Annotated in this window: 7 protein-coding genes; 5 read left to right on the top strand and 2 right to left on the bottom strand. The window is 52.2% G+C overall.

Annotated elements, in window-relative coordinates; genetic code table 11:
- Positions 1-219 precede the first annotated feature (219 nt).
- From glyQ to AC3WQT_RS20320, 5 genes are all read left to right on the top strand, one after another.
- Complete coding sequence (gene glyQ, locus AC3WQT_RS20340; protein WP_492706497.1) at positions 220-1167, top strand: glycine--tRNA ligase subunit alpha; 948 nt, start codon at positions 220-222, stop codon at positions 1165-1167.
- Positions 1168-1260: 93 nt separating this feature from the next.
- Positions 1261-3345, top strand: coding sequence for a glycine--tRNA ligase subunit beta (glyS, locus tag AC3WQT_RS20335; protein WP_492706495.1), 2085 nt, complete (start codon positions 1261-1263; stop codon positions 3343-3345).
- A 61-nt stretch (positions 3346-3406) separates the two neighbouring features.
- Positions 3407-3970: a D-glycero-beta-D-manno-heptose 1,7-bisphosphate 7-phosphatase gene (gmhB, locus tag AC3WQT_RS20330; RefSeq protein ID WP_110255684.1), complete on the top strand. Its 564-nt coding sequence runs from the start codon at positions 3407-3409 to the stop codon at positions 3968-3970.
- A 43-nt stretch (positions 3971-4013) separates the two neighbouring features.
- On the top strand, positions 4014-4763 hold the full coding sequence (locus AC3WQT_RS20325) for a lysophospholipid acyltransferase family protein (RefSeq protein WP_492706493.1): 750 nt from the start codon (positions 4014-4016) through the stop codon (positions 4761-4763).
- Positions 4764-4961: 198 nt separating this feature from the next.
- Entirely contained in the window at positions 4962-5888 is a 927-nt protein-coding gene (locus tag AC3WQT_RS20320) for a M48 family metallopeptidase (protein ID WP_492706491.1), read from the top strand.
- Positions 5889-5963: 75 nt separating this feature from the next.
- Here the strand turns inward: AC3WQT_RS20320 and AC3WQT_RS20315 are convergent, their stop codons facing one another.
- Positions 5964-6830 (bottom strand): FecR family protein, encoded by an 867-nt coding sequence (locus tag AC3WQT_RS20315; protein ID WP_492706489.1) that lies wholly within the window; start codon positions 6828-6830, stop codon positions 5964-5966.
- Positions 6799-12813 carry a beta strand repeat-containing protein gene (locus AC3WQT_RS20310; protein ID WP_492706487.1) on the bottom strand — a complete coding sequence of 2005 codons (6015 nt, stop codon included), beginning with the start codon at positions 12811-12813 and terminating at the stop codon, positions 6799-6801. The genes AC3WQT_RS20315 and AC3WQT_RS20310 overlap by 32 nt, the downstream gene beginning before the upstream one ends.
- Positions 12814-12827: the final 14 nt, after the last annotated feature.

Genomic DNA, 12827 nt, shown 5'->3' with positions numbered 1-12827 from the left:
CAGCATGCTGTTTGCTTACGAAACGATGATTTTTTGCAAAAAATCATTCCTTCCTCTGTAATGTGGTTAATGGTCTTAAGATTTTCTCCATTTAAGCCCTAAAAATTAATAAAATAGCATCAAGCAAATTCGCCTATCCTACGCAAAAGCCGTTAAAATCTAAGGTTTGGCAAACTTTATTCATCGCTTCTTCAAGAAGTGACAAAGGCAGATAGCACGATGCTCACATTTCAACAAATTATCCTGACATTACAAGATTACTGGGACAAGCAAGGCTGCGCCCTGTTGCAACCTTACGATATGGAAGTGGGCGCGGGGACTTCGCATACCGGCACTTTCTTGCGCGCCATCGGGCCAGAGCCATGGCGGGCGGCCTATGTACAACCATCACGCCGCCCCAAGGATGGCCGTTATGGTGAAAACCCTAACCGTCTGCAACACTATTACCAATATCAGGTGGTGTTGAAGCCTGCACCGGAAAATATCCTCGATCTCTACCTCGGTTCGCTGAAAGCCCTTGGCCTGGATTTGCAGCAAAACGACATACGCTTTGTTGAAGATGACTGGGAAAACCCTACCCTGGGTGCCTGGGGCCTGGGCTGGGAAGTCTGGCTGAATGGCATGGAAGTCACGCAATTCACTTACTTCCAGCAAGTCGGCGGCCTGGATTGCAAGCCTATCCTCGGTGAAATCACCTATGGCCTGGAGCGTCTGGCCATGTATCTGCAAGGTGTAGATAATATCTATGACCTGGTCTGGACCGAGCGTGAAGAAAACGGCAAGACCGTGCGCCTGTCTTATGGTGACGTATTCCATCAAAATGAAGTTGAGCAATCGACCTTCAGCTTTGAATACTCGAATACAGATTTCCTGTTCTCCCTGTTCACCAATTACGAAGCGGAAGCCAAGCGCCTGCTGGATGTGACAGAAAAGTCCCTGGCCCTGCCTGCTTATGAAATGATATTGAAAGCTGCGCATACTTTCAACTTGCTGGATGCGCGTGGTGCGATTTCAGTAACTGAGCGTGCTGCCTACATAGGCCGCATACGCAATCTGTCGCGCGCCGTGGCTGCGGCTTACTATGCATCGCGTGAAGCACTGGGCTTCCCCATGTGCGCCGCGGATGACAAGCACAAGCCTGCTCCCGCTGCCGTCGCCGCTACATAAGCGCTGCATAAGCACTGCACAGGCTTTACGTATAGCCCACAAGAACATCATTAAACAGATTCTGGCACAACGCCGGAACGTAGGATAAGAAACATGAGCCAAACACTGTTATTAGAATTATTTACCGAAGAGCTGCCACCCAAGGCACTGGCCAAACTGGGTGAAGCATTCAGCGCTGGTATCGTCGCTGGTCTGAAGTCACGCGATTTCCTCGAAGCTGAGTCGGTAGCAACCAGCTATGCCTCACCACGCCGCCTGGCCGTCAGCATCACTGGTGTGCGCGCCACTTCCCCGGACAAGCTGATGCGTGAAAAAGTCTTGCCTGTCTCAGTGGCACTGGATGCGGCTGGCAATGCGACAGCACCGCTGGGTAAGAAACTGGCCGCACTGGGCTTCCCTCACCTGCAAGTCAGTGACCTGGAACGTGCTGTGGATGGCAAGGCCGAGAGTTTCTTTTACAGCTATACAGCGGCAGGCACTGCCCTGGCACCGGCAGTACAAACTGCGCTGGAAGAAACCATAGGCAAACTGCCTATTCCTAAAGTCATGAGCTACCAGCGTCCTGATGGCGAGACTGTGCATTTTGTGCGCCCAGTGCACAAAATCATTGCCTTGCACGGCGCTGAGATTGTTCCACTGTCCCTGCTGGGTTTGAACAGTGACCGCATCACCAAGGGTCATCGTTTCCTGTCCGCGGGTGAAGTCAGCATTGCCAAGGCTGAAGACTATGCAGCCAGCCTGAAAAGCGAAGGCAAGGTGATTGCCAGCTTCAATGAGCGTAAAGAACAGATACGCGCAGCCCTGTTGGGCAAAGCAGGTGCAGACCAGGTCTTGATGCCTGAATCCCTGCTTGATGAAGTGACCGCCCTGGTCGAATGGCCAGTGGTGTATGAATGCAATTTCGAACAAGAGTTTTTGGCAGTGCCGCAAGAATGCCTGATTTTGACCATGCAAACGAATCAGAAATATTTTGCCCTGACAGATGCGTCTGGCAAATTGCGTTCACGCTTTTTGATCGTCTCCAACCTGGAAACCAGCGACCCGCAATACATCATCCAGGGTAATGAGCGCGTCGTGCGCCCACGCCTGTCAGATGCCAAGTTCTTCTTTGAGCAAGATAAGAAAAAGACCCTGGAATCACGCCTGCCTTTGCTGGCAAATGTGGTCTATCACAATAAACTGGGTAGCCAGGCAGAACGTACGCAACGCGTTAAAACCCTGGCTGGCCAGATTGCTGCCAGCCTGAATGGCGATGTCGCCCTGACCGAACGCGCCGCCCTGCTGGCCAAGACCGACTTGCTGACCGATATGGTCGGTGAATTCCCTGAGCTGCAAGGCATCATGGGTACTTACTATGCCCAGCATGATGGTGAGCACGCCGATGTGGCCGCTGCCGCGTCTGAACATTACCAGCCACGTTTTGCTGGCGATGCTCTGCCAGCGACACTGACAGGCACTGCTGTGGCACTGGCAGACAAGCTGGAAACCCTGGTCGGTATCTGGGGTATAGGCTTGCAGCCTACCGGTGACCGTGACCCGTTTGCGCTGCGCCGTCATGCCCTGGGTATCTTGCGCATGCTGGTGGAAAAACGCTTGCCGCTGTCGTTGAATACCTTGCTGACACAGGCTGTCGCACTGTTTGCTGGCAATGCCAATTTCACAGACCCGACAGCAGATGTGCTGAACTTCCTGTTTGACCGTCTGCGCGGCCAGTTACGCGACAAGGGCTTTTCACAAAGTGAAGTTGAAGCTGTGGTTGCCCAGCAACCAGATACGCTCGATAACATCGTTGAACGCCTGCAAGCTGTACAAGCCTTTGCTGCCCTGCCAGAATCAGAAGCACTGGCGGCTGCCAACAAGCGTATTACCAATATCCTCAAAAAAGCCGAGGGTACGCCAGGCGCAGTCCAGCCAGCATTGTTGCAGGAAGCTGCAGAGCAGGCATTGGCCAAGGCCATGGCCGATGTCAAACCGGAAGTGGATGCGGCATTTGCCAAAGGCGACTTCACCAGTGCCTTGAAAACCCTGGCAGCCCTGCGTGCAGCGGTGGACAGTTTCTTCAATGATGTCATGGTGAATGCAGAAGACCTGGCCCTGCGTAATAACCGCCTGGCCTTGCTGGCAAGCCTGCATGGCATGATGAACCAGGTTGCCGACATTTCCAAGCTGGCAGCTTGAGGCAGCATTGAAATACCAGAAACACGATGGAACATATGAGTAACACTAACCAGGATTGCAGATGAAACTCATCATCCTTGACCGCGATGGCGTTATCAACCAGGACTCGGACGACTTTATCAAGTCACCCGAAGAATGGAAGCCGATTCCGGGTTCACTGCAAGCCATCGCCCGCCTCAACCAGGCGGGCTACACGGTGGTGGTCGCGACCAACCAGTCAGGCATAGGCCGCAAGCTGTTTGATATGGCGACGCTGAATGCCATCCATCAAAAAATGCATACCAGCGCCCAGCAAGTTGGTGCCACGATTGATGCGATTTTCTTTTGCCCGCATATGGCGGACGATAATTGCGATTGCCGCAAACCCAAGCCTGGCATGCTGCAGGAAATTGCGCGCCGCTATGACACCAATCTCAAGGGTGTGCATTGCGTGGGCGATTCCCTGCGTGACTTGCAGGCTGGTTTTGTACTAGGTTGCAAACCGCATCTGGTGCTGACTGGCAAAGGCAGCAAGACCCAGGAAAAAGGGGGCTTGCCGCCAGGTACGCAGGTCTTTGCTGACCTTGCTGCAATGGTCGACAAACTGGTGGAAAACTCGCCATCTGAATTTAATATCGCGATCTGAGTCACTCATAAAACTCAAACAGCATCGCTACAATGGAGACTACATGCTCAGCTTTACCCGTTTTGTTCGTTCGCTGATTTTCTTGCTGGTGATGGCGATAGTCACCATCGTCTGGGCCCCCATCAGCATGCTGTTTGCCTTTTTGCCATATAACCAGCGCTATTACATTACTGCCCGCTGGAATGTCACCATTATCTGGGCAGCAAAAGTAATCTGCGGCATACGCTACCAGACCAAGGGTTTTGAAAACTTCCCGGATGGTCCGGCCATCCTGCTGTCTAAGCACCAGTCTGCCTGGGAAACCATCTTCCTGTTAATGGCAACACCACGCCCTCTGGTTTTTGTTTTCAAAAAAGAAATTACCTATATCCCCTTCTTTGGCTGGGCTATCTCCATGCTGCGCATGATCCCTATCGACCGCAGCAAGGGCAAGGATGCTTTCGCCCACGTCGTCACGCAAGGCCGTAAGCGCCTGGCTGATGGACAATGGATCATCATGTTCCCTGAAGGTACGCGTATCGCTGTCGGTAAAAAAGGTCAGTACAAAGGTGGCGGTGCACGTCTTGCGGTGGAAACCAATACTCCTGTCGTACCCATCGCGCTGAACTCTGGCGAATGCTGGCCAAAAAATTCTTTCACCAAATTGCCAGGTACCGTCACTGTCTCCGTTGGCAAACCTATACCGCCAAACGGCATGAATGCGGTTGAACTGATGCAGGAAGTGGAGAAATGGATAGAAGCAGAGATGCGTGTGATTTCTCCACAGGTTTATCAGGCTGAACAATCCCAATGAAATACCGGGGCTGATGCTTGCTACATCAGCCTCTTCATCAGCTCCTTCTCTTCCCCGCTGCAGATTCCTCTGCAAATCTCCATTTTCAGTCGCAAAAACACGAAAACCTGAAAATAGTTCAAACTAGTGTAATGCCAGCTTAAAAATTAAGCTGGTCAGATATTCACTTGCTATTGAATCAGGATTCCCCAAGCTTAAATGAAACCCCGTATTCCATCGATTGGCAAGGCCATACAAATGGCATTGCAACTGGATTTATTCAGTGATTTTTTGGTGCCGGACAAATTGCGTCCCACACCTGCAAAAACACCGGTACCAGCACCGGTTCCGGTCAATGACAAAACTCAGCGAGATGACACACGGCCAGTCTCTCCGCCACCGTCGACTTTTGTTAACAGCAGCAACAAACGCCGCATCCTGATACAGGATTATTTGCTCGAATATGATTTGCAACGTTCGAAACGACGCAGCATAGGTTTTTTGATCAATGAAGATGGCTTGCGTATCACGGCACCGCGCTGGGTGACGATTGCCGACATTGAAACAGCGATACAAGAGAAACAAGCCTGGATTTTGCGCAAGCTGACTGAGCGGCGTGAGCGCACACAGCGCAAACTGGAACCCAGCATGACCTGGCAGGACGGGGCAAGATTGCCTTATCTTGGTGGTGAAATCACTTTGCGGATTGCGCCTGCCTCTGTCAGTGGCACACACTTCCAGAGCGAGCAAGCTGAGTTGATTATCAACCTGCCAGCGGACGCTGGTGAGCAGCAATTGAAAGACCGGGTACAAGCCTGGTTGCAGCAAGAAGCCAAACGGGTTTTCAATGAACGCCTGCCAGTATTCGCGGAAAAACTCAATGTGCGCTATCAAAGCATGGCTTTGTCGGCAGCGGCAACGCGCTGGGGCTCTTGCACTTCACAAGGCAAGATACGTCTGAACTGGCGTTTGATCCATTTTTCGCCAATGATTATTGATTATGTGATTGCGCACGAGCTTGCGCATTTACGAGAGATGAACCACAGCCCACGTTTCTGGGCCACCGTGCAGTCGGTATTTCCAGACTTTGAGGTCGCACGCAACACCTTGCGTCAGCATGCCAGTGCTGATTTACCTGTCTTTTAAATTCAGCTGCACAGAACGCAAAAAATACAAAACAGGATTTGCCGCTATGGCAAATCCTGTTTTCATCAATATCAATTACCTTACTTCACAAATCAAACTGCCTGACTTGCTCTCATTATTGGCATTATCCTGATTCAGGCTAACCGGGAAACTGCCCGGTGGCGAGAATTGCATGCCGGGGTTATTAGGTAAAAGGACAGGTGGTCTGCTGAAGCTGATAGCAAACCCAAACTGCCCAGAGGTGACATCCAGGCTACCTGCACCGTTTCGCAGGAAGATGGTGCCATCCAGCACTTGTACATACAAGCCGGGCGCACGCCCCGTACCAGAATTCGAAGTCTCATTGGCAGCAAGTTGCATAGGCTGTATTGCGGTGACTGGCACATCAACATCGCTGCGTACTGCATTAGCATCCTTAGCTGACGGCATCTGCAAAGCTGCCGTAGTTGCCAGATTGTAGGCAGCCAGATTCGTTTCAGATGGAACATATTCGGCGATGAAAATAGTACCGCGTATACCTATCGATGCCGTTGGCGTATTGAGACCAAACCTTTCTTTATTGCGTTTGCCCAGCAAACCGGTGACAGCGCGCAAGCCACCTTTGATCAGGGTCATGGTGAAGCCATCATTATTGGGTTTGTCTTCTTCAAAGGAAAACTGGTCTATCTTGATCTGGGTATTGGGGCGCAGAACAATTTCGCTATTGTCGGCAAACTTGATACGGGCATAGGTATCTTTCTCGGCAATCAGGGTGTCGCCCTGCTCTATGCCAGATTGCTGGGACAATACCTTTACCGTGCCATCAGCTTTCTTGGCGATCAATGGCCCACTCAGGTGGGTCACCGTGCCTGCAATCTGCGCGGCAAAACTCAGCGCGCAGCTCAGGCACAGTGCTGCAATAAAGAAAAACTTAATTGCAGTAGAGTTTTTTATCTGTAGCATTTTTTAATACTCCGTTATCCCTGGTACCGCCAAAACTGCTTCTTTGCTCAAATCTGGTTTCCCTGCCGGAATCACTGCCGCCACTGTCAAAGAAGCTATTCGGATTGCTGATAGCATTGGTCATGAACAAGGTGGAACTGACAAAGTTATTCAGGGCAAAATTGATTGAGTTATTCAGGATATTCCCTGTCCTGAGGTCGCCAATAGGTAAGACCAGCGTGCAGCCCAGCAAAGCTGGGTTGACTGCGCACTGCGCCTGGGTTGGCAAGACTGCAGCACAACCAGGCAAACCCGGATTAGCCGCACAGCTCGCCAGTGCGGGTAAAACGGCAGAGCAACCTGGAGTCGACGGATTAGCAGTACATGCAGCCAGGCTAGGTAACACGGCACTACAACCAACTGTCAGCGGTGAACCTACGCAAATAGCAAGACTAGGCAACACGACGCTGCAACCAGGCAAACCTGGATTAGCGATACAGGCATTCAAACCTGGCAGAACCGCAGAACATCCTGCAGTTGATGGGGTAGCGGTGCACACTGCCAAGGTTGGCAACACGGCGCTGCAACCGGCTTGTGTTGGATTGGCCGTGCAACTGGCAAAACTTGGCAAAACGGCAGAGCAACCTGGAGTAGCCGGGTTAGCAGTACATGCAGCCAGACCAGGCAAGACCACGCTGCATCCTGGCAGGGTCGGCGCAGCAGTACAAGCCGTCAGCGTAGGCAGGACATTGCTGCAACCTGCCAGTGCAGGAGTGGCAATACAGGCGCTCAGGCTAGGCAAGACCACGCTGCAACCTGGCAAACTTGGTGTAGCCGTACACGCTGCAACAGATGGCAGGATAGATGAACAGCCAGCCAGACCAGGATTGGCGATACAAGCGGTCAGAGTAGGCAGAACAGCGCTGCATCCTGGCAGGGATGGGCTGGCCAGACAAGCCGCAAGGCCAGGCAGAATAGACGAGCAACCCGCCAAAGCAGGATTGGCAGTACAGGCTGCCAGAGTTGGCAAGACCACGCTGCAACCCGTCAGTGCAGGATTGGCGACACATGCTGTCAGCGTCGGCAACACATTGCTGCAACCTGCCAGCGTCGGGGTGGCAATACAGGCACTCAGGCTAGGTAAGACTGCACTGCAACCAGGCAGGCTGGGGCTGGTAGTACAAGCCGCAAGTGTAGGCAATACAGCACTGCAACCGGCCAGACTGCTATTGGCGATACAGGCAGACAAGCTAGGCAAGACCGAGGAGCAGCCGGGCAAAGTCGGACTGGCCGTACATGCAGCGATGGATGGCAAGACTGCCGAGCAACCAGCTATATTGGGCGATACCAGACAAGCTGCCAATGCAGGCAAGACCACGCTGCAGCCTGGAGTACTTGGGCTGGCAGTACATTGTGTCAGGCTAGGCAGAACAGCACTGCAACCAGACTGGCTCGGGTTACTGATGCACGAATTCAAGCTAGGCAAAATAGCACTGCAACCTGATATGGAAGGATTAGCCAGGCAGGACGACAAGCTGGGCAAGACTACGCTGCAGCCAGCAATATTTGAGTTGGCCAGGCAACTGCTCAGGCTAGGCAAGACATTCGAGCAACCAAACAGCGAAGGATTGGCGATACAAGAACTCAGGCTAGGCAGCACTACGCTACAACCAGCCAGGCTAGGGTTAGCCTGACAAGCAGCCACGCTAGGTAAAACTACGCTACAACCCAGCAAATTAGGATTGCTGACACAGGCAGCCAGGCTAGGCAGGACTGAGCTGCAACCGGGCGTAGACGCGTTGGCAATGCACTGTTCCAGGGTGGGCAGTGGCGCATTCTGGAAAGCTTGCTGGGTCACCGTACCACCGCTGACAGTACCAGAAATCAGGATGGCATCACCAGCCTTGAGCAAAATATTGCCACTGGTAGTGACAGAGCCTGTACTACCTACAGTCAGCTTGTCGGCAGTACTGCCGCTCGCCCCGGCTTCAAGTGTGATATTGCCGCCATTTGAACTGGCAACCGTACCATTCACCGTCAGAGGACTATGTGCCACCAGGCTGATATTGCCTGCCTTGGTACGTACTGCATCTGTGCTGTCTAGCGTGATCGCGCCGATGTTATCGATGAGAACATTGCCAGTGCTGCCAACCGAGCTTTGCTGCACATTACGGATATTCAGGGCACCGGTATTTTTGATGTTGATATCAGTATTTGCACCGGTGTTATTCGCCAGCAGGATGGGCACGCTGGTTTTCAAACCAGTGCTATGTCCTATGCCACCATTGGCAGTTGCATCCAGCGCACCGCCACTGAGTAGATTGCCAGCCGACTGGGTAATTGCCCCGTTAGCTGCGGCCAGTGTGGCAGTGCCGCTGCCAGTATTGACATTGGCCCCTAGCGCGATATTGCCTGAGTTGGCAGTCAGGTACAAATTGCCGACAGTAGTGATACCTGCAAGATTATAGCTACTCGATCCATTGGCACCGCTGAGTGTGCTGACATTGATGCCCTGGCTATTAATGAAATTAAAACTGCTACCGCTTTTTGCTGCCAGGTTGCTAACCGTGTTCACGCTATTGAGGTTGATGCTACCGTTCGCCACCAAGCCCAGGTCCTGCACAGTGATGCCATTGGCCTGGCTAATGTCAGATCCGCTGAGCAAGCCTATACGGGTCGTTATCAAATGCTTGATATCTGTGATCGCACTGGTATTGGTATCAGTAATACCAACAACAGAAATAGCTCCCGAAGGATTGGCTGAATTATCACTGCCTATCGCAATATTGGTCGCACTGACTTTATACAGATTAGTCAGGCTAAGGCAGGGGGACGAAGTGCAAGTGCCGGAACCTACCGTAATTGCACGCCCGCTGGTAAAAGGCCGCACACCGAAATCGCCTGCAGTAACTCCGCCTGGCCCACCTAATGTCAGCAAGTCAGCAATAAAACCTACCTTTGCGAAACCGGCATTGACGCTATCAGAAACAGTGAGCGAAGATCCTGTTCCCGTACTTAACAATACAGGCTGGTTATTCGTAGTGACGCCAACGATGCCGGACGCTGTGCCTATGCTCAGGTTGCCCGAATTGAACAGACTGATGCCGCCTACGCCCATGCCGCTCAAATTCAGGTCGGCACCCAGCGTACCAAAATTATTGGCTGTGTTCATCAAGACTACTGGTCCCTTGCTCTGCAGCCCAAGGAAGGTAGCAGTAATCGGGTTGCCAGCCGCCTGGCTGATACCGGAAACCGAATCGGTCACCAGCTTGGCAGCAGCATTCACATTGATACCGCTATAACCATCAACTGTCGTGATATTGAGATGATTGATGGAGCGATAGGTAAAGCCACCTATGTCACCGGAGCCGGAAATCACACCTATGGTATTAGCTTCTGGCAAGCTGACACCGTAACCCCGTACCTGCAGAGAACTGGCACCATCAATAATGGCGCCGGATTGCTGGGAAATCGTATTGCCTGAATTCAAAGTCAGGGAGGTATTGACATTTTGCAATGCCCCACCAGCACCAGAACTCATGGGGCCCTTGATATCTATACTGGCACCAGAGATGTTACCTATCCTCAAACGCGTAGCTGTTATCCGGTTCAGTTCACCGGTTGACAATTCCAGCGTATTTGCGACCAGATCAGTGGTGCCAGTGGCCAGATGTATAGTGGCTGCAGCATTTCTGTCCAGACTCACTGAGTTGCTGCCCGCGTTGATATTACCGAGCAAATTCATTTTGTCGGATTTAAGCGAGATCGTGCCACCGGCACTGTTGATCTGTGTACCGGATGCAGTACTGGTCATGATGTCGGCGTCACTGGCCAGCAAGCTGATGCTGCCACCAGCGCTATTAATATTGCCGCCGGAAAGCAGGTTGATACCACCTGATCCGCTGACAGATATCAGGCCATTGTTGGCTACTAACGCAGCGTTAATCGATATGTTCCGGGTGGTCGGCGAACTCAGGTGTATACCGGCACCAACCCCTTGTTGCTTGACTCCGTAACCGGTTCCCCCAATATCCCCTATGACCAGATTCGCTCCAGAACTGGCAATGCGAATATCTCCGCTTGCTGTGTTGATGGCATTCAATTTGCTAGCTTGTACTCCCATACTGTCACTGGCAGAAGTACCATGCAAGCCACTGGCAGCTGACAGCTTCAAGTCGTTGGCATAGATGATTGAACCATTTTGTTGTGCGATATTGGCACCAGAACTGATGGTGACATTCCCATCGGTAGAAGAATTGCCGCGCGCATCAATACCACCAGATCCTACGTTCACGAGGCCGCTACTGTTGATTGTGATATTGCCACCTACGCCGACCGTGCCTGGCGTGGTCAGCAAGGTTTTAAAAGTCGTGCTGCCACTGGAACTGGTACTGATCTGGCTGCTGTTGGTGGTCAGCTTGGCAACCACGATATTGGCAGACTGTGGTGATGCGCCAGTGCCGGTTTGCAAGGTAATCGTGCCCGTACCATTTGCCTTGATCTCGAGATTGGGGTCTGCTCCTGTCAGGTTAATGCCACGGGTGACGCTGACATCGGTAGATGCATTGCGTGTTCTCAGGGTCAGATTGGAATTGTTGGGCAGAGATATCTGACTACCGAAAAAGGTACCGCTGGTATCAATAAAATTTGTTGCTTCCAGCACGATGTTCGTGCCAGGAGCCAGGCCAGTCAACTCTGACTGGTACACGGTGGTCGGGCCACCATCAGCAAAATTGATACTACCTATCGCCGAACCTTGAAATGTCCCGGTACCGTCAGATGCACCATCACCAGTACCGCCGGCAATCGTAATAGAAGATGGATCAAGTAATAAAGTACCGGCCTTGCCACGTACTGCCCCGACATTCACTTTCGCGTGAAAATCCAGGTTTTGCTTGCCTGAGGTCTCTACAAAGCCACCATTCCCGCTTTGAGCCCCGCCCTGTGCTGAAATACTGCCATTCACCCGCGTCACTTCATCCGACCAGACGATAACTTTACCGCCGTCACCAGACTTAACGGCATCGGCACTGATTTTGGCATCACTGGACACAAAGGCGCGTTTTGCATTCATGATAGAGGGATTATCGCCATGATAATCACCACCCACCAGAACCTGGCCACCACCGGTGTCGCCACTGGCATCCACCTGGGCATTTCCTGCCAAAGCTACGCGTTGTCCGAGTACCTGTATGTCACCGCCCTTGCCTTTGCCGGTTGCAGTGGTCGTGCTACCAGTGTCGAGTACGGTATCTCCACTGGCCTTGAAATAAATCTTGCCGTTTTCACCTACGACGGCACTGTTGGCACTGATCAGGCCACGCTGGCTGATCAGACCACCATAAATCCCTACCTTGCCCCCCTGGGCAATGACCTGTCCCAGGTTGACGGCCTGATCAGCATCGGCGCTGACGACCACATGCACATCAGGGTTAGCCGAGTCCACCAGTTTTACTGAGCGCCCTGCTGCCAGCAAGACTTCACCTTTGGGTGAAGTAATGATGCCGCTGTTTTCTACATCAGGTGCTATCAGGTAAACATGACCACCTGACGGCGTCGTGATTGCGCCCTGATTACTGACTTTGCCTGCAGCTGTACCTGCATTAAAATTCAGCTTGCCTGCCTTGAAATCAGCATCCGTCATGCCCAGGCTGGAAACAGTCAAGCCATTGACGTCAACTTGTGCACCCTTGCCAAACAGGATGCCATTCGGGTTAATCAAAAACACCCGTCCATTGGACTGCAAGGCACCCAGAATCTGGGTCGGGTTCTGGCCTATGATGCGATTCAATACCGTGCTGCTGGCGCTTTCTTGTATGAAGCGGGTAGTCTCACCGGCATTGATGAAAAAATCCTGCCAGTTGATGATCGCACCTGGCGTATTGGTGATCGTGAATACCTTGCCATCCTGGTTGAAGATAACCTTGCCATTGACAATTTGCGGGCCAACCGGATTCGCATGGGCAATACTGGACACAAAACAAGCTGCCAGCAACACTGGCATAAGCTTAGATAGCT

This window comes from Undibacterium sp. FW305-107, assembly GCF_058788535.1.
Note: the sequence above shows the minus strand (reverse complement) of the source record. Positions and strands in the feature narration are given on the sequence as shown.

What these genes read in the sequence shown, in the direction of transcription:
- glyQ (WP_492706497.1), top strand. Translation starts at nt 220, where the DNA reads ATGCTCACATTTCAACAAATTATCCTGACATTACAAGATTACTGGGAC.
- AC3WQT_RS20315 (WP_492706489.1), bottom strand. Translation starts at nt 6,830, where the DNA reads ATGCTACAGATAAAAAACTCTACTGCAATTAAGTTTTTCTTTATTGCA.
- AC3WQT_RS20310 (WP_492706487.1), bottom strand. Translation starts at nt 12,813, where the DNA reads ATGCCAGTGTTGCTGGCAGCTTGTTTTGTGTCCAGTATTGCCCATGCG.
- glyS (WP_492706495.1), top strand. Translation starts at nt 1,261, where the DNA reads ATGAGCCAAACACTGTTATTAGAATTATTTACCGAAGAGCTGCCACCC.
- AC3WQT_RS20325 (WP_492706493.1), top strand. Translation starts at nt 4,014, where the DNA reads ATGCTCAGCTTTACCCGTTTTGTTCGTTCGCTGATTTTCTTGCTGGTG.
- AC3WQT_RS20320 (WP_492706491.1), top strand. Translation starts at nt 4,962, where the DNA reads ATGAAACCCCGTATTCCATCGATTGGCAAGGCCATACAAATGGCATTG.
- gmhB (WP_110255684.1), top strand. Translation starts at nt 3,407, where the DNA reads ATGAAACTCATCATCCTTGACCGCGATGGCGTTATCAACCAGGACTCG.